A 23,511-nucleotide genomic window follows, 5' to 3' on the forward strand; every position below is an offset into this window, starting at 1 on the left:
TGCCGCTGAGCGCCCGGGGCCGGTCCCGGTCCCTGTCCTCGTTCCCGGCCTCGTCCTCCCCCTCGTACGACAAAGCGCCGGGCGGACCCGATACGTGTCGTACGTGTCGGGTCCACCCGGCGCCGGTGGCGGCCGTCGGCCGCGTCAGGACTTCTTGGTGCTGCCGCTCCCGGCGGGGGCGTCGGCATCCGCCTCGGCGGCGTCCTCGGACTTGGCGTCGCCGCTCTCGCCCTTCGCCGGCTCCTCGGCGTCCCCGGCCTCGGGCTCGGGCTTCGCCTCGGGCGTCGCGTCGGACTCGGCCGCGGGCTCGGTGTCGCCCGTCTTCTCGATGGACACCTTGGCGCCGTCCTTGGCCTCGGACGTGGCATCGTCCTTGGCCTCGGACCCGGCACCGTCCGCGCCCTCGTCCTCCGCGTCCTCCGCCGGCTGCGCGCCCGGCTCCACGACCGCTTCCCGGCCCGGCCGCATCCTGGCCGAGACCACCAGGTAGACGACGGCCAGGACGAAGACGATCAGCGCGGTCCAGACGTTCAGCCGCAGGCCCAGGATGTGGTGCGCCTCGTCGACCCGCATGTACTCGATCCAGGCGCGGCCCGCGCAGTAGGCGGCGACGTACAGCGCGAAGGCCCGTCCGTGGCCGAGCCGGAAGCGCTTGTCGGCCCAGATCACCAGGGCCGCGACGCCCAGGCACCACAGGCACTCGTACAGGAAGGTCGGGTGGTAGGTGCCGCCGATGCGGCCGATGGCCGGGTCGGAGCTGATCTTCAGGGCCCAGGGCACGTCGGTGGGCTTGCCGTAGAGCTCCTGGTTGAACCAGTTGCCCCAGCGGCCGATCGCCTGCCCGATGGCCAGGCCCGGCGCCAGCGCGTCGGCGTATGCGGGCAGCGGAATGCCGCGGCGGCGGCAGCCGATCCAGGCGCCCACCGCGCCGAGCGCGACCGCCCCCCAGATACCGAGGCCGCCCTGCCACACCTTGAAGGCGTCGAGGGGGTGTCCGTCGGGGCCGAAGTACGGCTCGTACGTCGTGATGACGTGGTAGAGGCGTCCGCCGACCAGCCCGAAGGGCACGGCCCAAACCGCGATGTCCGCGACCGTTCCGGAGCGGCCGCCGCGCTGGATCCAGCGCTTGTTGCCGAGCCAGACGCCGACGAAGACGCCGATGATGATGCAGAATGCGTAGCCGCGCAGCGGGATCGGGCCGAGATAGACGACACCGGTCGACGGGCTGGGAATGAATGCGAGGTCCATGGCAGGGTCGACGCTACCGCGCCGGGCGGGGTCGGCGACAACCACACCCGGCAACGGCTCCGTAACGACCCTGGCGCATCACGCCATGACGCTGCGTGCCCGGCTTCCCGGGCACCCGCGCTACGACGGCGAAGCGCTCGGCTGCGACTTCTGCGGCGCTTGCGGCGACTGCGGCGACTGCGGCGACTGCGATGTCTGCTGCTTCCCCGGCTGCTTTCCCTTGTTGGTCTCCAGCACCAGCTTCTTGAAGTCCGCCGCGGTGAGCCGGCCGCCCTTCTCCTTGGAGAGGTCCTTGCCGTTGAGGAGGACGGTGGGGGTGCCGCCGTACCCGGAGTGGGTGAAGGCGGTGTTGGACTTGCGGACGAAGCCTTCGTAACGGCCGTCGTTGACGCACTTGGCGAAGGCGGCGGACGGCAGCCCCTTGACCTTGTCGGCGAGCTGGATGAGGTACTTCTTGTCGGCGAACCTGTCCTGCGGCTCCGGCGGCTGGTTGGCGTAGAGGACGTCGTGGTACTCGCGGAAGCGGCCGGCGTCCTGGGCGCAGAGCGCGGCGTTGGCGGCGGCGAGGGAGCCCTTGCCGCCGGTGTTGCCGTCGATGATCGTGGCGAGGTGGTAATCGATCTTCAGCTGGCCGGAGTCCTCGAGTTCGTGGAGGACCGGGCGGAAGCCGGTCTCGAACTGCCGGCAGGCGGGGCAGCGGAAGTCCTCCCACACCGTGAGGGTGGAGGGGGCGTCGGGCGCGCCCACGGGGACGGCGGGCCGGTCACCGCCGCTGGCCTGCTTGGGGCGGGCGGTTTCGTTGTCGGTGCTGCCGCCGTTGCTGCTGAGGGTCGAGGCCCAGACGGCGATGCCGCCGGCGATGGCCAGCGCCGCGACCACCGATCCGGCGACGATCGCCTGGCGGCTCCGTCGGGCGCGCGCCTGTTCCTTGGCCCGCTGTGCCTGCAGCCGCTCGCGGGCGCTGCCCTTTGCGTCATGATTCTTCGGGTTCACGCCACTGGACAACGAAGCGGAGGGGTGCCCTCGCACCCCTCCGCACCGATGTTCGCCCTATCGAGGGACATCCCCCTGGGCAGACGGCCTTACGTGTGCTTGCGCACGCCCTCGGCCAGCTCGCCGGCCAGGGCCCGCACGCCCGTCAGACCGGCGTCAAGGTCGCCGTCCTCGGCCAGCAGCCGCTTGACGAACGCCGAGCCGACGATCACGCCGTCCGCGAACTGGGCCACCTCGGCGGCCTGTTCGGCGTTGGAGACGCCAAGCCCGACGCATACCGGCAGGTCGGTGGTGGCGCGGGTGCGGGCCACCAGCTCCTGGGCCTCGCGGCCGACGGAGGCGCGGGTGCCGGTGACGCCCATCAGGGAGGCCGCGTAGACAAAGCCGCTGCCGGCCGCGGTGATCTTGGCGAGCCGCTCGTCCCGGCTGCTCGGCGCGACCACGAAGACGGTGGCCAGCCCGTGCTGCTCGGCGGCCTTGCGCCACACCTCGGATTCCTCGACCGGCAGGTCCGGCAGGATGCAGCCGGCGCCGCCCGCCTCGGCGAGGTCGGCGGCGAACCGCTCCACGCCGTAGGCGTCGACGGGGTTCCAGTACGTCATGCACAGCACCGGCGCGCCGGTGGCGGCGTGCACCTCGCGGACCGTGCGGATGACGTCGACGATCTTGACGCCGCCGCGCAGCGCGATGTCGTCGGCGGTCTGGATCACCGGACCGTCCAGGACCGGGTCGCTGTGCGGCAGGCCGACCTCGACGATGTCGCAGCCGCCGTCCAGCATCTCGGTCATCGCCCGTACGCCGCCGTCGACGGTCGGGAAGCCGGCCGGGAGGTAGCCGACGAGGGCCGCGCGGTTTTCGGTGCGGGCCTGGGCCAGCACCGAGTTCAGGAGTTCCACGTTGCCCGCCATCACTTCTCCCCCTCGCCCGTGGGCTGGACCGCACCGTTCACATCGGCTGTGGCCTTGCGGCCCGTGTCGTCGTACAGCCCGAAGTAGCGGGCGGCGGTGTCCATGTCCTTGTCGCCGCGGCCCGACAGGTTGACCAGCAGCAGGCCGTCGGGGCCCAGTTCGCGGCCGACCTCGAGGGCGCCGGCCAGCGCATGGGCGCTCTCGATGGCCGGGATGATGCCCTCGGTCTGCGACAGCAGGCGCAGCGCGCGCATCGCCTCGTCGTCGGTGACCGCGCGGTACTCGGCGCGGCCGGTGTCCTTGAGGTAGGCGTGCTCGGGGCCGATGCCGGGGTAGTCCAGGCCGGCCGAGATCGAGTACGGCTCGGTGATCTGGCCGTCCTCGTCCTGGAGCACGTACGAGCGCGAGCCGTGCAGGATGCCGGGGGTGCCCTCGGTGAGGGTGGCCGCGTGTTCGCCGCTGTCGACGCCGTGGCCGCCCGGTTCGCAGCCGATGAGGCGCACGTCGGCGTCGGGGAGGAAGGCGTGGAAGAGGCCGATGGCGTTGGAGCCGCCGCCGACGCAGGCGATGGCGGCGTCCGGCAGGCGGCCCGCGCGCTCGAGGATCTGCCGCCTGGCCTCGACGCCGATGACCCGGTGGAAGTCGCGGACCAGGGCGGGGAAGGGGTGCGGGCCGGCGACCGTACCGAACAGGTAGTGCGTGCGGTCGACGTTGGCCACCCAGTCGCGGAACGCCTCGTTGATGGCGTCCTTGAGGGTGCGGCTGCCGGACTTCACGGCGATGACCTCGGCGCCGAGCATCCGCATCCGGGCGACGTTGAGCGCCTGGCGCTGGGTGTCGACCTCGCCCATGTAGATGGTGCATTCGAGGCCGAAGAGGGCGCAGGCGGTGGCGGTGGCGACGCCGTGCTGGCCGGCGCCGGTCTCGGCGATGACCCGGGTCTTGCCCATGCGCTTGGTGAGCAGCGCCTGGCCCAGCACGTTGTTGATCTTGTGCGAGCCGGTGTGGTTGAGGTCCTCGCGCTTGAGGAACACCCGGGCTCCGCCGGCGTGTTCGGCGAATCGCGGCACCTCGGTGAGCGCGCTGGGGCGACCGGTGTAGTTGACCAGCAGGTCGTCGAGCTCGGCCGCGAACGCGGGGTCCGACTTGGCCTTCTCGTACTCCGCGGCGACCTCGTCGACCGCGGCGACCAGCGCCTCGGGGATGAACTTGCCGCCGAAGGCACCGAAATAGCCTGCGGGGCTGGGTACCTGACCCTCGGGGTCGGGAATGAAGAACTCGGAGGACATCTGACGCACTCCTAGACCGGGGCACTCGCCCCGGGAATCCGGTTATGTCGGAATATGCGGAACAGGAACTTCACGGTAGGCGGGGCGCACGACAAGGGGTCGCCGCCGCCACGGAACGCAAGCGGACGGTTCCGTGGCAAGGAGGGGCGACGCGTCAGCGCGCGGTCCGCTCCGGTCGCCATCGCCTGCCGTTGATCTGTCCCGGCTCGGATCCGATGTGATACCTGACCCGCCGTCCGTGCACCCGCCGCGCGGGCGCCCGGCAGCCCCGCGGCCGGCAGCCGCGGCCCAGCGCCGGGTGCGGGACGCGGGCGGCTCCCGCCGCGGCGCGCACGCCTGCCGGGCCCGGGTGCACTCCCCGGGCCGGGCGGCGGATGCCTGCGGCGGTGGCGGTCATGTCGTGTGTCGTCCGTCCCGGCCGCTCAGGACCGGCCGTGGCGGATCGCCGGGTGGGAGCCCGCGGCGACCAGATCGGCGACGGCGGTCCTGGGGTCCTTGCCGGTGACCAGGGACTCGCCGACCAGGACGGCGTCCGCGCCGTCGTTGGCGTAGGCGATCAGGTCGTGCGGACCGCGCACCCCGGACTCGGCGATCTTGACGATGTGGTCGGGGATCTCGGGGGCGATCCGGGCGAAGTTGCCGCGGTCGACCTCGAGGGTCTTGAGGTCGCGGGCGTTGACGCCGATGATCCTGGCGCCGGCGTCCACCGCGCGGGCGACCTCCTCCTCGTCGTGCACCTCGACCAGCGGCGTCAGGCCGATCGACTCGGCCCGCTCGATGAGCGAGACCAGTGCCTCCTGCTCGAGCGCGGAGACGATCAGCAGCGCCAGGTCGGCGCCGTACGCGCGGGCCTCCCACAGCTGGTAGGCGGTGACGATGAAGTCCTTGCGCAGGACGGGGATGTCGACCTTGGCGCGGACGGCCTCCAGGTCGGCCAGCGAGCCGCCGAACCGGCGCTGCTCGGTCAGCACGGAGATGACCGCCGCACCGCCCGCCTCGTAGTCGGCGGCGAGCCCGGCAGGGTCGGCGATCGCGGCGAGCGCACCCTTGGACGGGCTGGAGCGCTTGACCTCACAGATCACCGTGACGCTCTCGCCCTTCAGGGCCGCCACGCCGTCCTTGGCCGGCCGCGCCTTCTGGGCCCGCTCCTTGAGCTCGTCGAGGCTGACGTGGGCCTGCCGCTCTGCGAGGTCGGCGCGGACTCCGTCGATGATCTCGTCGAGCACACTCACGCGAGCGGCCTCCTTCTAGAACGGTGGGGGTGGACGGCGACCCCTGTTACGACGTGCCGTACAAGGTGCCGTCCCATCAGGCACTCCGATGGTATCCGCCATGGGGCACAGGTTTCGCATCCGGTTGACGGTGGTCCCACCACCTGGACATCGGCCGGAATTCCGGTGCCGCCGTGCGCGCGCCCGGTCATGGCGTCAGGCCCGCGCCGAAGGGGAGGTTGCGCACGACCGTGAAGGCCGCCAGCAGGCCGCTCAGCGCCCACCAGTGGACGGCCCCCAGCCGTGGGCCCGCCGTGCGGCGGCCGCGGCCCGCGCGCAGCAGCCAGCGCGCGGCCAGGACCGCGAAGACGGCGTAGCCGGCCACCGCGAGCGCATTGGCGTGCAGGGCGGCGCCGAGGTCACCGTGTGCGACGGCGTAGGCGCTGCGCAGCCCCCCACAGGCCGGACAGGACAGGCCGGTGAGGTGCCGCAGCGGGCAGACGGGGTAGTGGCCGGGCTCGCGGGGGTCGACGGCGCCGACCAGCGCGAAGGCGGCGGCGACGGCCGCGACGCTGCCCAGCGGCGCCGCGAGCCGTCGCGGCAGTCCGCCCGCCATCCGGGATCCGGCCACGGGATCGGTCACGGTGCCCATGGTGACGCCGGATGCGCGAAGGCGCAGCTTCTCGGCCGCCGTACGGGGTGGACACGGACGGCGGGGTACGGCACCGGAGTGCGTACGGGCCGGGAAGCGGCGCCTTCGGAGGTACTGCGGAAGGGCGGGAGCGGCGGTCAGCTCTCCTGCGGCTGCGCCTGGGCCGCCGGGCGCACCTTGGCCGAGCGCTTGGGCTCGGAACCCATGCCGGCCATCTTCATCAGGCCGCCGACCACGGCGCCCAGGCCGATCAGGGCCATGCCCGCCCAGAACCCGGGGACGTTCGCCAGCACGATGAAGGCTCCGGCGACACAGAAGCCGATGAACGAGATGATGACGCCGGTCCAGGCGGCGGGGGTGTGTCCGTGGCCACTGCTCGACATGAGTGCTCCTCGTTGCTCTCTCGCGCCGGGGTCCGGGCGCGGTAATCGTCGTCCATTGTCACCGATGCCGGGGCAAGCACCGTTACCGGGTGGGGTCCTCGCCGCGGTCCAGGGACTTCCAGATCTCCTCCGGACGGTCCAGATCCGGGGGCGCGGGCGCGCGCCGGGGACCGCGGGCACCGTCCGGTGTGCGCTCGTACCGCCCCGACATTGCGGGCCAGTGGCGGCCGCGGAGGAGGGCGAGCAGTCCCGCGGAGAGCAGCAGCAGACCGCCGGCCGCGGTCACCCACGGCCAGGGTGTGTGCGTGACGTGATGCACATCGGTGCCGGCCAGACCGACCGCGGTGGAGGCCTTGTCGCGCAGCGCCGAGGTGTCGGAGTTGCCGAGCGCGGAGGCGACGGCGATGCCCAGGCCGCTGAGCGTGAGCAGCGCGGCGATAGCGATCCGGCCGGCCCGGCGGACCGCGAAGACGGCGACCAGCGCGGCGAGGCCGACGACCGCGAGCGCGCCGGGCACGCCGGTCACATCGTTGCCGGTCACGCTGCGGGGCAGCTCGCCCTGGGCCAGGACCGCGGTGCCGGTCGCCCAGGTCCGGCCGGCGGCGAACAGCGTCAGCCCGGCGCCGGCCGCGCCGGCCGGCAGCGCGAGGGCGAGGCTTCGCTTGGCGCTGCGGGGCGCGGCCGCCGGCGCGCTCGCGGGCGCGGTCGCGGCATCGGTTCGGGGCTGGGGTACGGCACTCACGCGTACCACTATCGCGCACGGCCCCGCGGCGCCCGGCACGCGGGGCACCCCGCACGGCACCCCGCGGCGGGGCGGACCGGGGCAGGAGCCGTTGACGGTCCCGCCCGTGAACCGCCCCGCGGCCTCCGGCCAAACGATTCGCCGTGCGCACGGCCCGCAGCACCGCCGCCGCCTCGTCGGGCACCCGCGGCACCCGGCACGCGGGGCACCCCGCACGGCACCCCGCGGCAGGGCGGACCGGGGCAGGAGCCGTTGACGGTCCCGCCCGGCCTACCGCCCCACGGCGGGCTACTCGGCCAGGTGATTCGCAATGTGCACGGCCCGCAGCACCGCCGCCGCCTCGTCATGCACCCGCGGCACCCCGCGGCGAGGCGGACCAGGGCAGGAGCCGTTGACGGTCCCGCCCGGCCTACCGCCCCACGGCGGGCTACTTCGCCAGGTGATTCGCCGTGTGCACGGCCCGCAGCACCGCCGCCGCCTTGTTCCGGCACTCGGTGTCCTCGGCGACCGGGTCGGAGTCGGCGACGATTCCGGCGCCGGCCTGGACGTAGGCGGTGCCGTCCCGCAGCAGTGCCGTACGGATCGCGATGGCGGTGTCGGAGTCCCCGGCGAAGTCGAGGTAGCCGACGCAGCCGCCGTACAGGCCGCGGCGGGTCGGCTCCAGCTCCTCGATGATCTGCATGGCGCGCGGCTTGGGCGCGCCGGAGAGGGTCCCGGCCGGGAAGCAGGCCGTCAGGACGTCGAAGGCGGTACGGCCCTTGGCGACCGTCCCCGTCACCGTCGAGACGATGTGCATGACGTGGCTGTAGCGCTCGACGGACATGAAGTCGACGACCTCGACGCTGCCGGGCTCGCAGACCCGGCCCAGGTCGTTGCGGCCCAGGTCGACCAGCATCAGATGCTCGGCGCGCTCCTTGGGGTCGGCCATCAGCTCGTCGGCCAGGGCCTGGTCCTCCTGGACCGTGGCGCCGCGCGGCCGGGTCCCGGCGATCGGGTGCACCATCGCCCGGCCCCCCTCGACCTTCACCAGCGCCTCGGGGCTGGACCCCACGACATCGAAGGGGACGCCGCCGGGGCCCTCTCCCCCCTCGAAGCGGAAGAGGTACATGTACGGGCTGGGGTTGGTGGCCCGCAGCACCCGGTAGACGTCCAACGCGCTTGCCGCGCAAGGGGTTTCGAAGCGCTGCGAGGGCACCACCTGGAAGGCCTCGCCGGCCCGGATGCGCTCCTTGATGTCCTCGACGGCGTCCTGGAAGGCGGGGCCGCCCCACTTGGCGGTGTACGGCGGCACCTCGGACGGCGGCAGCGCGGCGGCGCCGGCGGGCGCGGGCCGGGCCAGGTCGTCGGCCATGGCGTCCAGGCGGGCCACCGCGTCCGCGTACGCCTCGTCCACGCCGGTCTCGAGGTCGTTGTGGTTGATCGCGTTGGCGATCAGCAGGACCGTGCCGTTCCAGTGGTCGAGGACCGCGAGGTCGGAGGTGAGCAGCATGGTCAGCTCGGGCAGCTTCAGCTCGTCCTCGGTGCTGTCGCCGATCTTCTCCAGGCGGCGCACGACGTCGTAGCCGAGGTAGCCGACCATGCCGCCGGTGAACGGCGGCAGGCCCGCGCCCTCGACCAGGTCGTGCGGGGTGTGCAGCGCCTCGACGGTGGCCCGCAGCACGGCCAGCGGGTCGCCGTCGGTGGGCACGCCCACGGGCGGGGTGCCCAGCCAGTGGGCCTGGCCGTCACGGGTGGTGAGCGTCGCGGCGCTGCGGACGCCGATGAAGGAGTACCGCGACCATGTGCGGCCGTTCTCCGCGGATTCGAGGAGGAAGGTGCCGGGGCGTTCGGCCGCGAGTTTGCGGTAGAGGCCGACCGGGGTGTCGCCGTCCGCGAGGAGGCGCCGGGTGACCGGGATGACCCGGCGGTCCTTCGCGAGGGTGCGGAAGTTCTCGAGGCCCGGAGTCGCGGTGCCGGTGGTTCCCGTGGTCATGGCGTCGGATCCTAGTAGGGCTCGGTGCGGCACGCGGGGCACGTCCGCCTGATGATCCACGGATGGCCCGGCCGCCCCTGGTGCCGGACCCCTGGCCGGGCCTTTCGCCGGGTCAGTCGCCAGGTCAGTCGCGGGTGAGCAGGACGTCCGCGTCGAAGCAGGTGCGGTCGCCGGTGTGGCAGGCCGCGCCGACCTGGTCGACCTTCACCAGGATCGTGTCGGCGTCGCAGTCCAGGGCCACGGACTTGACGTGCTGGAAGTGCCCGGACGTGTCGCCCTTGACCCAGTACTCCTGGCGGCTGCGCGACCAGTACGTGCCGCGCCCGGTGGTGAGCGTGCGGTGCAGGGCCTCGTCGTCCATCCAGCCGAGCATCAGCACCTCGCCGGTGTCGTACTGCTGGGCGATGGCGGGGACCAGGCCGTCGGCGGCGCGCTTGAGGCGGGCGGCGATGGCGGGGTCCAGCGCGGAGGCGGAGGCGGTGACGCGGCTGCTCATGGTGCCTATTGTGCCTGCCGCCCCGATGGGCCTCGGCCGCCGTGCGGCGGGGCCCTGCGGCGGGTACGGCATTCTGCTCCTATGCATCCGCCGCCCCAGCCGCCGCCTCCGCCCCCGCCGCCGGATCCGGACCGGGCGGCGAGGGTCGCGGTGCGGGTACTGGTCGCGGTGTTCGTGGCGGCGGTGGCCGTCGCGGTGGTGCTGGTGGTGCTGTTGCCGGGGCGCTGAGTGCGGCGCCGTGGCAGCGCGGGGACCGCGGTCGTAGGGTGGCCGTATGTCGACCCATGCGAAGCGTGAACGGCTCCTTCTCGCCGATCTGTTGGAGAGCGCGGGACCGGAGGCTCCGACGCTGTGCGAGAACTGGACGGCGCGGGATCTGGCCGCGCATGTGGTGGTGCGCGAGCGGCGCGCGGACGCGGCGGGCGGGATCCTCCTCAAGCCGCTGGCCGCGCGGCTGGAGCGGGTGCAGGCGGAGTTCGCGGCCAAGCCGTACGAGGAACTGATCCAGCTGATCCGCAGCGGTCCGCCGCGGATGTCGCCGTTCGCGCTGAAGCCGATCGACGAGGCGTCGAACACCGTGGAGTTCTTCGTCCACGCCGAGGATGTGCGGCGGGCGCAGCCGGACTGGAGCCCCCGGGAGCTGGACCCGGTCTTCTCCGATGCGCTGTGGTCGCGGGTGGAGAAGATGGCGCGGGTGCTGGGGCGCAAGGCGCCGGTGGGGCTGGTGCTGCGGCGGCCGGACGGGCAGACGGCGGTGGCGCACCGGGGCGCCCCGGTGGTGACGGTCACCGGGGAGCCGGGTGAGCTGACGATGTTCGTGTTCGGCCGGCAGGCGGCGGCCCGTGTCGAGATGGAGGGCGACAAGGAGGCGGTCGACCGGCTGCGGACGGCGAAGCAGCTGGGGGTGTAGGGACGGGTCCGGGGCAGGCGCCCGCCAGGGCCCTCAGGACATCCCCAGGTCCAGGTGCTCCATCAGGATCCGCTCCAGTTCGCGGGCGGCACGGGGCGGGGAGACATCGCCGCGGTGGGCCACCGAGACGACGCGGTGCATGCCGGGGGTGGCGAAGCGGGTGACGCGCAGCCCGGAGCGTTCGGCGACCATGCTCGGTACGACGGCGATGCCCAGCCCCGCCCGGACGAACCCGAGGACCGCGTCCATCTCGCCGCCCTCGACGGTGAAGGTGGGCTCGAAGCCGGCCGCCCGGCAGGCCGCGGTGGTGAATTCCCGCAGGTCGTAGCCGCGGCGGAACATCGCGAGGGGGCGGCCGCGGAGGTCTTCGACGCGGATGCGGGTGCGCCGGCCGGCCACCGGGGCGGGGCGGTCGGGGGCGGAGACCACGACCAGCTCCTCCCGCAGCAGGTCGGCGGTGGTCAGCGCCGGGGCCTGGACCGGCAGCGGGGTGATGATCAGGGCGAGGTCCAGTGCGCCGTCGGCCAGGGCGCGGACGAGGTCCTGGGAACCGTCCTCGGTGACGATCAGGTCGACGCCCGGGTAGGTGGCGTGGAAGGCGCTGAGGACGTCCGGGACGAGGCTGGCGCAGAGGCTGGGCGGGGCGCCGAGGCGGAGCCGGCCGCGGCGGAGCTGGGCGACCTCCTGGACCTCGCGGCGGGCGGTCTCGGTGTCGGCGAGGATGCGGCGGGCCAGCGGCAGCAGGGTCTCGCCGGCGTCGGTGAGGGTGATGTGGCCGCGGGCGCGGTGGAAGAGATCGGCGCCCAACTCCCGCTCCAGGGACCGGATCTGCTGGGAGAGCGAGGGCTGGGCGACGTGTTCGCGCTCGGCGGCGCGGGTGAAGTGGCGGGTGTCCGCGACGGCCGTGAAGTAGCGGAGCTGCTGCAGCTGCATAAGGGGAATATAAGGCAGCGATAGGCCTGGCCTATCGAGATGAGCCGGAGCATGTCTTGGACTGATGGGTGGATGCGTCCTTACCGTCGGCCTCATGGCAGCACTGGACACTCGGACGGATCGACGGCCGTCCTTCGCCGGCCTCCTGTGGGGCTCGACCGTCGGCAAGAAGACGGCAATGGCCGTCAGCGGCATCGTGATGCTGCTGTATCTGGTCGTCCACATGCTGGGCAACCTCAAGATCTTCTTCGGGGCCGGGGACTTCGACGCGTACGCCGCCTGGCTGCGCACCATCGGCGAGCCGTTCCTGCACCACGAGTGGTTCTTGTGGATCGCGCGGGTGGTGCTGGTCGCCGCCGTCGTCACCCATGCGGTGGCCGCCTTCCAGCTCAGCCGCCGGGACATCGCCGCCCGCCCGGTGAAGTACGCCCGCCCGTCGCCCGACCGCCACTCCGGATGGAGGCGCTTCGCGCCGCACCTCTCTCGGCGGCGCCGGGCGAGCTACGCCACCCGCACCATGCGCTGGGGCGGCATCATCCTCGGCCTGTTCATCGTCTGGCACATCCTGGACCTGACGACGCTGACGGTGAACCCGCACGCCGCGGCCGGCCACCCGTACGCGAACGTCGTCGCGACCTTCTCCACCTGGTACGGCGACGTCATCTACATCGTCGCGATGCTCGCGCTGGGCCTGCACATCCGGCACGGCTTCTGGAGCGCCGCGCAGACCCTCGGCGCCGGCAGCGCCGCCCGCGACCGGGTGCTGAAGACCACCGCCAATGTCCTCGCGCTGCTGCTGACGGCGGGCTTCATCTCCGTGCCCGTCGCCGTCATGACCGGATTGGTGAGCTGACGTGACCGCATACACCCACTACGCGACCGGCACTCCGGTCGTCGACGCCAAGGCTCCCCAGGGCCCGATCGCCGAGCGCTGGGACACCCGCCGCTTCGAGGCGAAGCTGGTCAACCCGGCCAACCGGCGCAAGCAGACCGTGATCGTCGTCGGCACCGGCCTGGCGGGCGGCGCGGCGGGCGCCACGCTCGCCGAACAGGGCTACCGCGTCGTGCAGTTCTGCTACCAGGACTCGCCGCGCCGGGCCCACTCCATCGCCGCGCAGGGCGGCATCAACGCCGCGAAGAACTACCGCAACGACGGGGATTCCGTCCACCGGCTGTTCTACGACACCGTCAAGGGCGGCGACTTCCGGGCGCGCGAGTCGAATGTGCACCGGCTGGCGCAGGTCTCGGTGGAGATCATCGACCAGTGCGTGGCGCAGGGTGTGCCGTTCGCCCGCGAGTACGGCGGGCTGCTCGACACCCGTTCGTTCGGCGGCGTCCAGGTCTCCCGTACGTTCTATGCCCGCGGCCAGACGGGCCAGCAGCTGCTGCTCGGCGCCTACCAGGCGCTGTCGCGGCAAATAGCCGCCGGCAATGTCGAGATGCATCCGCGTACCGAGATGCTGGACCTGATCGTGGTGGACGGGCGGGCCCGCGGGATCGTCGCCCGCGACCTGATCACCGGGAAGATCGACACCTACTTCGCCGACGCGGTGGTGCTGGCCTCCGGCGGCTACGGCAACGTCTTCTACCTCTCCACCAACGCCATGAACTCCAACGCGACCGCCGTCTGGCGGGCGCACCGGCGCGGTGCGTACTTCGCCAACCCCTGCTTCACCCAGATCCACCCGACCTGCATCCCGCGCACCGGCGACCACCAGTCCAAGCTGACGCTGATGAGCGAGTCGCTGCGCAACGACGGCCGCATCTGGGTGCCGAAGGCCAAGGGCGACGCGCGGTCCCCGAAGGACATTCCCGAGGACGAGCGCGACTACTACCTGGAGCGCATCTACCCCGCCTTCGGCAACCTGGTGCCGCGCGACATCGCGTCCCGGGCGGCGAAGAACGTGTGCGACGAGGGGCGCGGGGTCGGCCCCGGCGGCCAGGGCGTCTACCTCGACTTCGCGGACGCCATCGCGCGGATGGGCCGTAAGGCCGTCGAGGCGAAGTACGGCAACCTCTTCGACATGTACGCGCGGATCACCGACGAGGACCCGTACGAGGTCCCGATGCGGATCTATCCGGCCGTGCATTACACGATGGGCGGTCTGTGGGTCGACTACGACCTCCAGACCACCGTCCCCGGCCTGTTCGCGATCGGGGAGGCCAACTTCTCCGACCACGGCGCCAACCGCCTCGGCGCCTCCGCCCTGATGCAGGGCCTGGCCGACGGCTACTTCGTACTGCCCTCGACCATCAACGACTACCTCGCCCGTCATCCGCACAAGGACGGCGTCGACGGCTCGCATCCGGAGGCGGTGGCGGCCGTGCGGGAGACCGAGGAGCGGCTCGCCCGGCTGCTGGCCGTGGACGGGGACCGTACGCCCGACTCCTTCCACCGCGAGATCGGCGAACTCATGTGGGAGTACTGCGGGATGGCCCGTACCGACGAGGGCCTGCGCAAGGCCCTCGAGCGGATCCCTGGGATCCGCGAGGAGTTCTGGCGGCGGATCAAGGTCCCGGGCACCGGCGAGGAGTTCAACCAGTCGCTGGAGAAGGCCAACCGCGTCGTGGACTACCTGGAGCTCGCGGAGCTGATGTGCCTCGACGCGCTGCACCGGGCGGAGTCCTGCGGCGGCCACTTCCGCGCGGAGTCCCAGACCCCGGACGGCGAGGCCGCCCGCCGCGACGAGGAGTTCTCGTACGCGGCCGCCTGGGAGTTCACCGCCACCGGCGACGCTCCCACCCTCCACAAGGAAGACCTCGTCTTCGAGTACGTCCACCCCACCCAGCGGAGCTACGCATGACCACCGTCTCCCGGGGGGCGACCCCCATACCCACGATGTCCCTCACCCTGCGCGTCTGGCGTCAGAAGAACGCCGATGCCCCGGGCGCCATGTCCACGTACAAGGTGGACGGCATCTCCCCGGACATGTCCTTCCTCGAGATGCTCGACACCCTCAACGAGTCGCTGATCCTTGGCGGCGAGGACCCGGTCGCCTTCGACCACGACTGCCGCGAGGGCATCTGCGGCGCGTGCAGCCTCGTCATCAACGGCGATGCGCACGGCCCGGAGCGGACCACGACCTGCCAGCTGCACATGCGGTCGTTCTCCGACGGCGACATCATCGACATCGAGCCCTGGCGGGCCTCGGCGTTCCCGGTCGTCAAGGACCTGGTGGTCGACCGCAGCGCCTTCGACCGGATCATCCAGTCCGGCGGCTACATCACCGCCCCCACCGGCGCGGCCCCCGAGGCGCACGCCACCGCCGTGCCGAAGCCGGCCGCCGACGCCGCCTTCGAGCACGCCGAGTGCATCGGCTGCGGTGCCTGCGTGGCGGCCTGCCCCAACGGTTCGGCGATGCTGTTCACCTCGGCGAAGGTCAACCACCTCAATGTGCTGCCGCAGGGCTCGCCGGAACGCGAGTCCCGGGTGGTGGACATGGTCGGGCAGATGGACGACGAAGGCTTCGGCGGCTGCACGCTCGCCGGCGAGTGCGCCACGGCCTGCCCCAAGGGCATTCCGCTGTTCAGCATCACCAAGATGAACCGCGAGTTCGTCCGGGCGGCGCGCAAGGTGCGCTGAGTCACACCGCGGCGGTCCCGATGAGCCCCTCCCGGGTGACGAGCGCGGCCAGCTCGTGCTCGTTCATCTCCCGGGTGCCCTCGGGCCGCCGCGGCAGGACCAGGTAGCGGCTCTCCGCGCTCGAGTCCCACACCGTGATCGCGGTGTCCTCGGGGAGTTCCAGCCCGAACTCGGCCAGCACCGCGCGCGGTTCCCGCACCACCCGCGAGCGGTAGGCCTCGCTCTTGTACCAGGACGGCGAGGGCCCCAGCAGCCCGATCGGATAGCAGGAGCACAGCGTGCACACGATGACGTGGTGGGCGGTCTCGGTGTTCTCGACGACCTTGAGCCGTTGCTCCTGGATGCCGCCCGCCATCGAGAGCCCGATCTCGGGAAGCGCGGCGTTGGCATCGGCCAGCAGCCGTCGCCGGAAGCCCTCGTCGACCCACGCCCGGGCCACGATCCGCGCGCCGTTGAGCGGTGACGCCCCTTCGAGCATCGTGGCGAGCGCCGCGTCCAGCTGGGCTTCCTCGACCACGCGGGCCTCGATGAGCCGCTCCTCCAGCCGCCTGACCCGTGCCGCCACCGGCGTGCTCGGGTGTCCCTCGCTCATGCCCCGTCCCTCCGTGCCCGCTCGATGTACGACTCCCAGAGGTCGACCGTGACCTCGTGGTCTCCCTCGCCCCACAGGTCACGCGCCGCGAAGGCCACGGTGTAGACCGGCTCGACCCGCGGCTCGGCGACGCCCATGGCCACCTCGTCGGCGAGCGCCCAGCGGCCTTGCGACTCGACGATCCGCCCCACGTGCCCGCGGACATACCGCGGCACGCGGGTGTGCCCCGCGGGGTCACCGGCCCGCACCCGGACCCGCTCCCCCACCCGGAAGTCACCCATCCGCGAGCACCTTCCGCTCCGCGAGCAGCGTCTCGATCGCGATCAGCCACCGCTCGTAGTACGGGGTCGCCAGGTACTGCCCGGGGTCCATCCGCTCGACCGCGTCCCGGAACTCGTCGAGGCGGTAGACACCGTTGCGCACCAGCACGGAGTTCAAGGCGAAGACCCGCGCCTCCCAGTCGGCGTGGAACGGCGGTTCGTCCGCCTCGATCCGCAGTGCGCCGAATCCGGTCTGCCCGCCCACATCATTGACACGGCTCATGGGCGGAGCGTACGGGCAGCGAGCGCCGCGGCGGTACAGGGCGCGCCCCGCGGCCGGTCGCGGCGGCGCATGCGGTCAGTTCCGCAGCAGGGCCGTGACCGCCGCCGCGCCGCCGGTCGCCAGCCAGGTGCGGAAGTCGGTCAGTTCCGGGTGGCGGGCGCGCAGGGCGGGGATGTCGGCGTGCCAGATTCCGGCCGGGTCGGCGAAGGCGCGGGCGGCCCGGGCCGGCAGGCCGGCGCGCTCCGCCGGAAGGTGCCGGTAGGTGATCGGGCGCCCGGTGAACTCGCTTATCACGGCGGCTGCTTGACGGGACGTCAGCTCATCGCCGGCCAGCTCCAGGGCGCGGCCCAGGTACTCCTCGGGGTGGGCGAGGGCCAGCGCGGCGAAGACGCCGATGTCGCGGGTGGCGACGAGCTGGACGGGGACGTCCGGCGGGAAGAGGTGCACCAGCTCGCCGTCCTCGGTGATACCGCCGAAGGGCAGGCCGGGGACGGTGTGGTTCTCCATGAACCGCACCGGCCGCAGCACGGTCGCCGGCAGCCCGAGCGCGGCGATCCGTTCCTCCACGGCTCGTTTGGCCGCCCAGTAGCCGATACCGTTCGGCCGCTCGGCCCCGCCGACCGAGGCGAACACGAAGTGCCGGACGCCCGCGTGGGCGGCGGCGGTTGCCAGGTTGCCGCCGCGCCGCACCTCCCGTTCGGGGTCCTTGTCGTCCGGGGTCACCCCGAAGACGCCGTACGCGCCGTCGACCGCCGCGGCCAGCGACGCCGGGTCGTCCAGGTCTCCGGTCACCGCTTCGGCGCCGGTGCGCACCAGGCCGTCGACCGCGCCCTCGCGCCCCTTCCGCACGAGCACCCGTACCCGCCAGCCGTCCGCCAGCAGGCGCGCGGCGGTCGCCCCGCCCTGCCGTCCGGTCGAGCCGGTGACCAGGACGGTCCGGTCCGCGCGCGGCGCACGCACCGCAGGCCCGGCATGCTCCGTACGCATGACTCTCCCCCTTCGACGGGCCTCCGGACACGATGCGGAGGCACCCTCCGAATATACGGAGAGTGCCTCCACTTAACAAGAGTGCGGGCCCGCACCGGGCTACCGCACCGGGTGCCCCGCCCCCCGCAGCGCGTCTTTGACCTGGCCGATGCGCAGGTCCCCGAAGTGGAAGACGGACGCGGCCAGTACGGCATCGGCCCCCGCGGCCACCGCCGGGGCGAAGTGGTCCAGCTTGCCCGCGCCGCCGGAGGCGATGACCGGGACGGTGACGTGCTTGCGGACGGCCTCGATCATCTCGACGTCGTAGCCGTCCTTGGTGCCGTCGGCGTCCATGGAGTTGAGGAGGATCTCACCGGCGCCGAGCTCGGCGGCGCGGTGGGCCCATTCGACGGCGTCGATGCCGGCGGAGCGCCGGCCGCCGTGCGTGGTGACCTCGAAGGAGCCCGAGGCCGTGCGGCGGGCGTCCACCGAGAGGACCAGGACCTGGCTGCCGAAGCGTTCGGCGATCTCGCGGATCAGGTCGGGACGGGCGATCGCGGCGGTGTTGACGCCGACCTTGTCGGCGCCGGCCCGCAGCAGTTTGTCGACGTCCTCGGTGGTGCGGACGCCGCCGCCGACCGTGAGGGGGATGAAGACCTGTTCGGCGGTGCGGCGGACCACGTCGTAGGTGGTCTCGCGGTTGCCGGAGGAGGCGGTGATGTCGAGGAAGGTCAGCTCGTCGGCGCCCTCCTCACCGTAGATCTTGGCCATCTCCACGGGGTCGCCGGCGTCGCGCAGGTTCTGGAAGTTGACGCCCTTGACGACCCGGCCGTTGTCGACGTCCAGGCAAGGGATGACTCGGACCGCCAGGGTCATGGGTGCTCAGGCCTCTCGGAAAGGTGTCTGTTCCGAGACCGCGGGCAGTTCTCGGAACGCTTCTAGTTCTACTTCGACCAGGACGCGGGAGTCGACGAAGCCGGAGACCACGACCAGGGTCGTGGCGGGCGGGGTGGCGTCGAAGATCTCCTTGTGGGCGCGGGCGGCCGCGTCCACATCGCGCAGATGGGTCAGATACATCCGGGTGCGCAGGACGGCGGAGGCATCGAGCCCGAAGGGCTTCAGGGCCGCCAGCGCGTTGGTGAAGGCGGCCCTGGTCTGCTCGTACGGGTCGCCCTCACCCTGCAGTACGCCGTCGGTCAGCGGCATCGTGCCGGCGACCAGGACGCGGTCGCCGGCCGCCACGGCGCGGGCGAAGCCGATGGCCGTCTCCCAGGGACTCCCGGTCTGTACGCGCTCGATGCTCATCACGCCGCCTTTCGGTTACGTCATCACGCGGGTTGCGCCCTTATGACACCGTCGCCAGTGCCTCTTCGAGGGTGAACGCCTTGGCGTAGAGCGCCTTGCCGACGATCGCGCCCTCCACACCCAGCGGGACGAGACCGGCCAGGGCCCGCAGGTCGTCGAGGGAGGAGACGCCGCCGGAGGCGACGACGGGGCGGTCGGTGGCCTGGCAGACGTTCTTCAGCAGTTCGAGGTTGGGACCCTGGAGGGTGCCGTCCTTGTTGATGTCGGTGACGACGTAGCGGGCGCAGCCCTCGGAGTCGAGGCGGGCCAGCGTCTCGTAGAGGTCGCCGCCGTCGCGGGTCCAGCCGCGGCCGCGCAGCGTCGTGCCGCGTACGTCGAGGCCGACGGCGATCTGGTCGCCGTGCTCGGCGATGATCTTGGCGACCCAGTCGGGGTTCTCCAGGGCCGCGGTGCCGATGTTGACGCGGGTGCAGCCGGTGGCCAGGGCCGCGGCGAGGGAGTCGTCGTCGCGGATGCCGCCGGACAGCTCGACCTTGATGTCCATGGAGCGGGCGACCTCGGCGATCTGCGCGCGGTTGTCGCCGGTGCCGAAGGCGGCGTCGAGGTCGACGAGGTGCAGCCATTCGGCGCCGGCCCGCTGCCAGGCGAGGGCCGCCTCGAGCGGGTCGCCGTAGGAGGTCTCGGAGCCGGACTCGCCGTGCACGAGGCGTACGGCCTGGCCGTCGCGGACGTCGACGGCGGGGAGGAGTTCGAGCTGCTGCTGGGCGGAGGTGGACATCACAGGGTCTCGATCCAATTGGTCAGGAGCTGGGCGCCGGCGTCGCCGGACTTCTCGGGGTGGAACTGTGTGGCCCACAGCGGGCCGTTCTCGACGGCGGCCACGAACCGCTCGCCGTGCGTGGCCCAGGTGACCTGCGGCGCGGCGATGTGGGGGTTGCCGGTCTCCAGCTCCCAGTCGTGCACCGCGTAGGAGTGCACGAAGTAGTAACGCGCGTCGGCGGGCAGGCCCGCGAAGAGCCGCGAGCCCTCGGGGGCGTCGACGGTGTTCCAGCCCATGTGCGGGACGACATCGGCCTTGAGCGGGCCGACCGTGCCGGGCCATTGGTCCAGGCCCTCGGTCTCGACGCCGTGCTCGATGCCGCGGCCGAAGAGGATCTGCATGCCGACGCAGATGCCCATGACGGGGCGGCCGCCGGACAGCCGGCGGCCGACGATCCAGTCACCGCGGGCGTCCACGAGCCCCTGCATACAGGAGGCGAAGGCGCCGACGCCGGGGACGAGGAGGCCGTCGGCGTTCATGGCGGTGTCGTAGTCACGGGTGATCTCGACGTCCGCGCCGACGTGGGCCAGGGCGCGCTCGGCGGAGCGGATGTTCCCGAAGCCGTAGTCGAAGACGACGACCTTTTTACGGGAGGCGGCGGCGGTCAATTCCACACCTCCAGCCGGAGCACGCCCGCGGCCAGGCACATCGCGGAGCCGATGGCGAGCACGGTGATGATGCTCTTGGGCAGCTGCTGCTTCCAGAAGGAGTAGACGCCGCCCAGCAGGAAGAGCCCGATGAGGATGAAGACTGTCGACAGACCGTTCACGGGCTACAGGGCTCCCTTGGTGGAGGGGAGGATGCCGGCCGCGCGGGGGTCGCGCTCGCTGGCGTAGCGCAGCGCGCGGGCCAGCGCCTTGAACTGGCACTCCACGATGTGGTGGGCGTTGCGGCCGTAGGGCACGTGGATGTGCAGCGCGATCTGGGCCTGGGCGACGAACGACTCGAAGATGTGCCGGGTCATCGTCGTGTCGTAGCTGCCGATCATCGGCGCGATGTTTTCCGGCTCGGTGTGGATCAGGTACGGGCGGCCGGAGAGGTCGACGGTGACCTGGGCGAGCGACTCGTCCAGCGGGACGGTGCAGTTGCCGAAGCGGTAGATGCCGACCTTGTCGCCGAGGGCCTGCTTGAAGGCGGCGCCCAGCGCGAGGGCGGTGTCCTCGATGGTGTGGTGGGTGTCGATGTGCAGATCGCCGTCGGTCTTGACCTTGAGGTCGAACAGGCCGTGGCGGCCGAGCTGGTCGAGCATGTGGTCGTAGAAGCCGACCCCGGTCGAGACATCGACCTGTCCGGTGCCGTCGAGGTCGATCTCGACGAGGACGGTGGTCTCCTTGGTCGTGCGCTCCACGCGTCCGACGCGGTTCATGCGCTCTGCTCCTTCTTCAGTTCACGGACCGCGTCGAGAAACGCGTCGTTTTCGGCCGGGGTGCCGGCGGTGACCCGCAGCCATCCCGGTACGCCGTTGTCCCGGACCAGGACGCCCCGGTCGAGGATCTTCTGCCATGTCTGGTGCGCGTTGTCGAAGCGGCCGAACTGGACGAAGTTGGCGTCGGACGGCGTCACGTCGTAGCCGATCGCGCGCAGTTCGTTCACCAGCCTGTCGCGTTCCTGCTTGAGCTGTTCGACGTACTTGAGCAGCGTGTCGGTGTGCTCCAGCGCGGCGAGCGCGGTCGCCTGCGTGACGGCCGAGAGGTGGTACGGCAGCCGTACGAGCTGGACGGCGTCGACGACCGCAGGGTCGGCGGCGAGGTAGCCCAGGCGCAGCCCGGCCGCGCCGAACGCCTTCGACATCGTGCGCGAGATGACCAGATGCGGCCGTCCCTCGAGCAGCGGCAGCAGCGAGTCGCCGTGGCTGAACTCGATGTACGCCTCGTCGACCACGACCAGCGACGGCCTGGCCGCCTGGGCCGCGTCGTACAGGGCGAGGACGGCTTCGGCCGGGACGGCGCTGCCGGTGGGGTTGTTGGGGGTGGTGATGAAGACGACGTCGGGGCGGTGCTCGGCGATGGCCGCCTTCGCCGCCGCCACGTCGATGGTGAAGTCGTCGTGGCGCGGGCCGGAGATCCAGTCGGTGCCCGTGCCGCGCGCGATCAGGGCGTGCATGGAGTACGAGGGCTCGAAGCCGATGGCCGTGCGCCCCGGGCCGCCGAAGGTCTGCAGCAGCTGCTGGATGACCTCGTTGGAGCCGTTGGCGGCCCAGACCTGGTCCTTGGTGACCTGGTGGCGGGCGGTCCGGGTGAGGTAGCGGGCGAGCTCGGTGCGCAGCTCGACCGCGTCCCGGTCGGGGTAGCGGTTGAGCTCCCGGGCGGCCTCGGCCACCCGCTCGGCGATCCGCCGGACCAGCGGTTCGGGCAGCGGGTAGGGGTTCTCGTTGGTGTTGAGGCGTACGGCGACGTCCAGCTGCGGGGCGCCGTAGGGGGACTTGCCGCGCAGTTCGTCCCGGATGGGGAGGTCGTCGATCCTGGTCACGTGCTGGCTCACTTGCTCTGCGGGACCTTCCAGTCGAACCGTGCCTTGATGGCCGCGCCGTGTGCCGGGAGGTCCTCGGCCTCGGCGAGGGTCACCACGTGGTGGGCGACCTCGGCCAGCGCGTCGCGGGTGTAGTCCACGACGTGGATGCCACGCAGGAAGGACTGCACGGACAGCCCGGAGGAGTGGCAGGCGCAGCCGCCGGTGGGCAGGACGTGGTTGGAGCCGGCGCAGTAGTCGCCGAGGGAGACGGGGGCGTAGGGGCCGACGAAGACCGCGCCGGCGTTGCGGACCCGGGCGGCGACGGCGGAGGCGTCGGCGGTCTGGATCTCGAGGTGCTCTGCGCCGTAGGCGTCGACGACCCGCAGGCCCGCGTCGATGCCGTCAACGAGGACGATCGCGGACTGCCGGCCGGAGAGCGCCGGGTTGATCCGGTCCTCGACGTGCTTGGTGGCCGCGATCTGCGGGGCCAGTTCCTTCTCGGTCTTCTCGGCGAGTTCGAGCGAGTCGGTGACCAGGACGGCGGCGGCCATCGGGTCGTGCTCGGCCTGGCTGATCAGGTCGGCGGCGAGGTGCACCGGGTCGGCGGTGTCGTCCGCGAGGATCGCGATCTCGGTGGGCCCGGCCTCGGAGTCGATGCCGATGCGGCCCTTGAGCAGGCGCTTGGCGGCGGCGACGTAGATGTTGCCGGGGCCGGTGACGAGGTTGGCGGGCGGGCACTCCTGGGTGCCGTAGGCGAACATCGCGATGGCCTGGGCGCCGCCGGCGGCGTAGACCTCGTCGACGCCGAGCAGGGCGCAGGTCGCCAGGATCGTCGGGTGCGGCAGGCCGCCGAAGTCCGCCTGCGGCGGGGAGGTGACGGCCAGGGATTCGACGCCGGCCTCCTGGGCGGGGACGACGTTCATCACGACGGACGAGGGGTAGACCGAGCGGCCGCCGGGGACGTAGAGGCCCACGCGCTCGACGGGGACCCAGCGCTCGGTGACCGTGCCGCCGGGGACGACCTTGGTGGTGTGGTCGGTGCGGCGCTGCTCGCGGTGGACGATCCGGGCGCGCCGGATGGACTCCTCCAGGGCGGCGCGGACGGCCGGGTCCAGCTCGTCGAGGGCCTTGGTGAGGGCCTCGGCGGGGACCCGCACCCGCTCGATCTCGACGCCGTCGAACCGCCGCGCGTAGTCGATCAGCGCCGCGGTGCCACGATGGCGTACGTCCTCGCAGATGGGCCGCACCTTCTCCAGGGCGGCTTCCACGTCGAACTCGGCACGGGGCAGCAGGTCGCGCAGGGCGCCGCCCTCGGGGAGGGCGTCACCGCGCAGATCGATTCGGGAGATCACCCTCCCAGTGTCTCAGACCCGATCTCGGCCCCGGCCGTCCGTATCACTCAGTGATACACAGCCAGGCAGGGGCCGGACGGCCGTGCGACCGGCCGGTACCGGCCGCCTGAAGTTGACCGGAGTTGATCCTCACCGCGCGTGTTCAACCGGTCACCCAGCGGG

Annotated in this window: 29 protein-coding genes; 5 read left to right on the forward strand and 24 right to left on the reverse strand. The window is 72.2% G+C overall.

The window, feature by feature from the left end:
• Positions 1–144: 144 nt before the first annotated feature.
• The 11 genes from lgt to hisI all read right to left on the reverse strand — a co-directional run bounded on the left by lgt (position 145) and on the right by hisI (position 9,894).
• A complete protein-coding gene (lgt, locus tag ACIRPT_RS35710; protein ID WP_403835070.1) occupies positions 145–1,248 on the reverse strand; it encodes a prolipoprotein diacylglyceryl transferase in 1,104 nt (367 codons plus the stop codon).
• Positions 1,249–1,368: 120 nt separating this feature from the next.
• Positions 1,369–2,241, reverse strand: a complete 873-nt coding sequence (locus ACIRPT_RS35715; protein ID WP_403835073.1) for a DsbA family protein — start codon at positions 2,239–2,241, stop codon at positions 1,369–1,371.
• Between the two features lie 89 nt (positions 2,242–2,330).
• Positions 2,331–3,149: a tryptophan synthase subunit alpha gene (gene trpA / locus ACIRPT_RS35720; RefSeq protein WP_403835075.1), complete on the reverse strand. Its 819-nt coding sequence runs from the start codon at positions 3,147–3,149 to the stop codon at positions 2,331–2,333.
• The gene (gene trpB / locus ACIRPT_RS35725; protein WP_403835078.1) at positions 3,149–4,438 is read right to left on the reverse strand and encodes a tryptophan synthase subunit beta; all 1,290 of its coding nucleotides are present in this window, start codon (positions 4,436–4,438) and stop codon (positions 3,149–3,151) included. Before trpB ends, trpA begins: the two co-directional genes overlap by 1 nt.
• Positions 4,439–4,592: 154 nt before the next feature.
• Positions 4,593–4,835, reverse strand: a complete 243-nt coding sequence (gene trpM, locus ACIRPT_RS35730; RefSeq protein WP_403835080.1) for a tryptophan biosynthesis modulator TrpM — start codon at positions 4,833–4,835, stop codon at positions 4,593–4,595.
• Between the two features lie 25 nt (positions 4,836–4,860).
• Positions 4,861–5,670, reverse strand: a complete 810-nt coding sequence (gene trpC, locus ACIRPT_RS35735; protein ID WP_403507096.1) for an indole-3-glycerol phosphate synthase TrpC — start codon at positions 5,668–5,670, stop codon at positions 4,861–4,863.
• 187 nt (positions 5,671–5,857) lie between these two features.
• Entirely contained in the window at positions 5,858–6,301 is a 444-nt protein-coding gene (locus tag ACIRPT_RS35740) for a DUF2752 domain-containing protein (RefSeq protein ID WP_403835082.1), read from the reverse strand.
• Between the two features lie 137 nt (positions 6,302–6,438).
• A complete protein-coding gene (locus ACIRPT_RS35745; RefSeq protein ID WP_403507092.1) occupies positions 6,439–6,684 on the reverse strand; it encodes an HGxxPAAW family protein in 246 nt (81 codons plus the stop codon).
• A gap of 82 nt (positions 6,685–6,766) precedes the next feature.
• Positions 6,767–7,426 (reverse strand): TIGR02234 family membrane protein, encoded by a 660-nt coding sequence (locus tag ACIRPT_RS35750; protein ID WP_403835085.1) that lies wholly within the window; start codon positions 7,424–7,426, stop codon positions 6,767–6,769.
• Between the two features lie 427 nt (positions 7,427–7,853).
• Positions 7,854–9,398 carry an anthranilate synthase component I gene (locus tag ACIRPT_RS35755; protein ID WP_403835087.1) on the reverse strand — a complete coding sequence of 515 codons (1,545 nt, stop codon included), beginning with the start codon at positions 9,396–9,398 and terminating at the stop codon, positions 7,854–7,856.
• Between the two features lie 124 nt (positions 9,399–9,522).
• On the reverse strand, positions 9,523–9,894 hold the full coding sequence (hisI, locus tag ACIRPT_RS35760) for a phosphoribosyl-AMP cyclohydrolase (protein ID WP_403835089.1): 372 nt from the start codon (positions 9,892–9,894) through the stop codon (positions 9,523–9,525).
• Positions 9,895–9,975: 81 nt separating this feature from the next.
• Between hisI and ACIRPT_RS35765 the strand changes: the two genes are divergently transcribed.
• Together ACIRPT_RS35765 and ACIRPT_RS35770 are read left to right on the forward strand one after the other, a co-directional pair.
• Positions 9,976–10,122 (forward strand): hypothetical protein, encoded by a 147-nt coding sequence (locus tag ACIRPT_RS35765; protein WP_403835092.1) that lies wholly within the window; start codon positions 9,976–9,978, stop codon positions 10,120–10,122.
• A gap of 46 nt (positions 10,123–10,168) precedes the next feature.
• The gene (locus ACIRPT_RS35770) at positions 10,169–10,804 is read left to right on the forward strand and encodes a TIGR03085 family metal-binding protein (protein WP_403835094.1); all 636 of its coding nucleotides are present in this window, start codon (positions 10,169–10,171) and stop codon (positions 10,802–10,804) included.
• Positions 10,805–10,837: 33 nt separating this feature from the next.
• Here the strand turns inward: ACIRPT_RS35770 and ACIRPT_RS35775 are convergent, their stop codons facing one another.
• Positions 10,838–11,737, reverse strand: a complete 900-nt coding sequence (locus ACIRPT_RS35775) for a LysR family transcriptional regulator (RefSeq protein WP_403835097.1) — start codon at positions 11,735–11,737, stop codon at positions 10,838–10,840.
• Positions 11,738–11,831: 94 nt separating this feature from the next.
• Here ACIRPT_RS35775 and ACIRPT_RS35780 point away from each other — a divergent pair, with 94 nt between their 5' ends.
• Genes ACIRPT_RS35780 through ACIRPT_RS35790 form a run of 3 tightly spaced genes read left to right on the forward strand, consistent with a single transcriptional unit; the run spans position 11,832 to position 15,320 of the window.
• A complete protein-coding gene (locus ACIRPT_RS35780; RefSeq protein WP_403835100.1) occupies positions 11,832–12,590 on the forward strand; it encodes a succinate dehydrogenase cytochrome b subunit in 759 nt (252 codons plus the stop codon).
• A 1-nt stretch (position 12,591) separates the two neighbouring features.
• Positions 12,592–14,541: a fumarate reductase/succinate dehydrogenase flavoprotein subunit gene (locus ACIRPT_RS35785; protein WP_403835104.1), complete on the forward strand. Its 1,950-nt coding sequence runs from the start codon at positions 12,592–12,594 to the stop codon at positions 14,539–14,541.
• A 35-nt stretch (positions 14,542–14,576) separates the two neighbouring features.
• On the forward strand, positions 14,577–15,320 hold the full coding sequence (locus tag ACIRPT_RS35790) for a succinate dehydrogenase/fumarate reductase iron-sulfur subunit (RefSeq protein WP_403835266.1): 744 nt from the start codon (positions 14,577–14,579) through the stop codon (positions 15,318–15,320).
• Between the two features lies 1 nt (position 15,321).
• Here ACIRPT_RS35790 and ACIRPT_RS35795 read toward each other — a convergent pair whose 3' ends face one another.
• From ACIRPT_RS35795 to hisD, 12 genes are all read right to left on the reverse strand, one after another.
• Positions 15,322–15,912, reverse strand: coding sequence for a nitrile hydratase subunit alpha (locus ACIRPT_RS35795; protein WP_403835107.1), 591 nt, complete (start codon positions 15,910–15,912; stop codon positions 15,322–15,324).
• On the reverse strand, positions 15,909–16,193 hold the full coding sequence (locus ACIRPT_RS35800; RefSeq protein WP_403835110.1) for an SH3-like domain-containing protein: 285 nt from the start codon (positions 16,191–16,193) through the stop codon (positions 15,909–15,911). The genes ACIRPT_RS35795 and ACIRPT_RS35800 overlap by 4 nt, the downstream gene beginning before the upstream one ends.
• Entirely contained in the window at positions 16,186–16,455 is a 270-nt protein-coding gene (locus ACIRPT_RS35805) for a hypothetical protein (protein ID WP_403835113.1), read from the reverse strand. The genes ACIRPT_RS35800 and ACIRPT_RS35805 overlap by 8 nt, the downstream gene beginning before the upstream one ends.
• A gap of 75 nt (positions 16,456–16,530) precedes the next feature.
• Positions 16,531–17,442: an NmrA/HSCARG family protein gene (locus ACIRPT_RS35810; RefSeq protein WP_403835116.1), complete on the reverse strand. Its 912-nt coding sequence runs from the start codon at positions 17,440–17,442 to the stop codon at positions 16,531–16,533.
• A gap of 99 nt (positions 17,443–17,541) precedes the next feature.
• On the reverse strand, positions 17,542–18,297 hold the full coding sequence (hisF, locus tag ACIRPT_RS35815; protein ID WP_403835118.1) for an imidazole glycerol phosphate synthase subunit HisF: 756 nt from the start codon (positions 18,295–18,297) through the stop codon (positions 17,542–17,544).
• A gap of 6 nt (positions 18,298–18,303) precedes the next feature.
• The gene (locus tag ACIRPT_RS35820; protein WP_403835120.1) at positions 18,304–18,726 is read right to left on the reverse strand and encodes a RidA family protein; all 423 of its coding nucleotides are present in this window, start codon (positions 18,724–18,726) and stop codon (positions 18,304–18,306) included.
• Positions 18,727–18,766: 40 nt separating this feature from the next.
• Positions 18,767–19,504: a bifunctional 1-(5-phosphoribosyl)-5-((5-phosphoribosylamino)methylideneamino)imidazole-4-carboxamide isomerase/phosphoribosylanthranilate isomerase PriA gene (gene priA / locus ACIRPT_RS35825; RefSeq protein ID WP_403507062.1), complete on the reverse strand. Its 738-nt coding sequence runs from the start codon at positions 19,502–19,504 to the stop codon at positions 18,767–18,769.
• Positions 19,504–20,154: an imidazole glycerol phosphate synthase subunit HisH gene (gene hisH, locus ACIRPT_RS35830; protein ID WP_403835122.1), complete on the reverse strand. Its 651-nt coding sequence runs from the start codon at positions 20,152–20,154 to the stop codon at positions 19,504–19,506. The genes priA and hisH overlap by 1 nt, the downstream gene beginning before the upstream one ends.
• On the reverse strand, positions 20,151–20,315 hold the full coding sequence (locus ACIRPT_RS35835; RefSeq protein WP_403507058.1) for a hypothetical protein: 165 nt from the start codon (positions 20,313–20,315) through the stop codon (positions 20,151–20,153). The genes hisH and ACIRPT_RS35835 overlap by 4 nt, the downstream gene beginning before the upstream one ends.
• A 3-nt stretch (positions 20,316–20,318) precedes the next feature.
• Positions 20,319–20,912 (reverse strand): imidazoleglycerol-phosphate dehydratase HisB, encoded by a 594-nt coding sequence (gene hisB, locus ACIRPT_RS35840; protein WP_403835125.1) that lies wholly within the window; start codon positions 20,910–20,912, stop codon positions 20,319–20,321.
• A complete protein-coding gene (locus ACIRPT_RS35845) occupies positions 20,909–22,015 on the reverse strand; it encodes a histidinol-phosphate transaminase (RefSeq protein ID WP_403835268.1) in 1,107 nt (368 codons plus the stop codon). Before ACIRPT_RS35845 ends, hisB begins: the two co-directional genes overlap by 4 nt.
• An 8-nt stretch (positions 22,016–22,023) precedes the next feature.
• Positions 22,024–23,349 carry a histidinol dehydrogenase gene (gene hisD, locus ACIRPT_RS35850; protein ID WP_403507054.1) on the reverse strand — a complete coding sequence of 442 codons (1,326 nt, stop codon included), beginning with the start codon at positions 23,347–23,349 and terminating at the stop codon, positions 22,024–22,026.
• Between the last annotated feature and the right edge of the window lie 162 nt (positions 23,350–23,511).

The sequence above is a fragment of the Streptomyces sp. NPDC101227 genome, from assembly GCF_044767545.1.
Lineage (GTDB): Bacteria > Actinomycetota > Actinomycetes > Streptomycetales > Streptomycetaceae > Streptomyces.

Coding starts and splice junctions, on each gene's coding strand:
- trpB (WP_403835078.1), bottom strand. CDS start 4,438: ATGTCCTCCGAGTTCTTCATTCCCGACCCCGAGGGTCAGGTACCCAGC.
- lgt (WP_403835070.1), bottom strand. CDS start 1,248: ATGGACCTCGCATTCATTCCCAGCCCGTCGACCGGTGTCGTCTATCTC.
- hisI (WP_403835089.1), bottom strand. CDS start 9,894: ATGAGCAGCCGCGTCACCGCCTCCGCCTCCGCGCTGGACCCCGCCATC.
- hisF (WP_403835118.1), bottom strand. CDS start 18,297: ATGACCCTGGCGGTCCGAGTCATCCCTTGCCTGGACGTCGACAACGGC.
- ACIRPT_RS35755 (WP_403835087.1), bottom strand. CDS start 9,398: ATGACCACGGGAACCACCGGCACCGCGACTCCGGGCCTCGAGAACTTC.
- ACIRPT_RS35775 (WP_403835097.1), bottom strand. CDS start 11,737: ATGCAGCTGCAGCAGCTCCGCTACTTCACGGCCGTCGCGGACACCCGC.
- ACIRPT_RS35770 (WP_403835094.1), top strand. CDS start 10,169: ATGTCGACCCATGCGAAGCGTGAACGGCTCCTTCTCGCCGATCTGTTG.
- ACIRPT_RS35780 (WP_403835100.1), top strand. CDS start 11,832: ATGGCAGCACTGGACACTCGGACGGATCGACGGCCGTCCTTCGCCGGC.
- hisB (WP_403835125.1), bottom strand. CDS start 20,912: ATGAACCGCGTCGGACGCGTGGAGCGCACGACCAAGGAGACCACCGTC.
- ACIRPT_RS35795 (WP_403835107.1), bottom strand. CDS start 15,912: ATGAGCGAGGGACACCCGAGCACGCCGGTGGCGGCACGGGTCAGGCGG.
- ACIRPT_RS35820 (WP_403835120.1), bottom strand. CDS start 18,726: ATGAGCATCGAGCGCGTACAGACCGGGAGTCCCTGGGAGACGGCCATC.
- ACIRPT_RS35765 (WP_403835092.1), top strand. CDS start 9,976: ATGCATCCGCCGCCCCAGCCGCCGCCTCCGCCCCCGCCGCCGGATCCG.
- ACIRPT_RS35745 (WP_403507092.1), bottom strand. CDS start 6,684: ATGTCGAGCAGTGGCCACGGACACACCCCCGCCGCCTGGACCGGCGTC.
- ACIRPT_RS35805 (WP_403835113.1), bottom strand. CDS start 16,455: ATGAGCCGTGTCAATGATGTGGGCGGGCAGACCGGATTCGGCGCACTG.
- trpM (WP_403835080.1), bottom strand. CDS start 4,835: ATGACCGCCACCGCCGCAGGCATCCGCCGCCCGGCCCGGGGAGTGCAC.
- ACIRPT_RS35790 (WP_403835266.1), top strand. CDS start 14,577: ATGTCCCTCACCCTGCGCGTCTGGCGTCAGAAGAACGCCGATGCCCCG.
- trpA (WP_403835075.1), bottom strand. CDS start 3,149: ATGGCGGGCAACGTGGAACTCCTGAACTCGGTGCTGGCCCAGGCCCGC.
- priA (WP_403507062.1), bottom strand. CDS start 19,504: ATGTCCACCTCCGCCCAGCAGCAGCTCGAACTCCTCCCCGCCGTCGAC.
- ACIRPT_RS35810 (WP_403835116.1), bottom strand. CDS start 17,442: ATGCGTACGGAGCATGCCGGGCCTGCGGTGCGTGCGCCGCGCGCGGAC.
- ACIRPT_RS35800 (WP_403835110.1), bottom strand. CDS start 16,193: ATGGGTGACTTCCGGGTGGGGGAGCGGGTCCGGGTGCGGGCCGGTGAC.
- ACIRPT_RS35740 (WP_403835082.1), bottom strand. CDS start 6,301: ATGGGCACCGTGACCGATCCCGTGGCCGGATCCCGGATGGCGGGCGGA.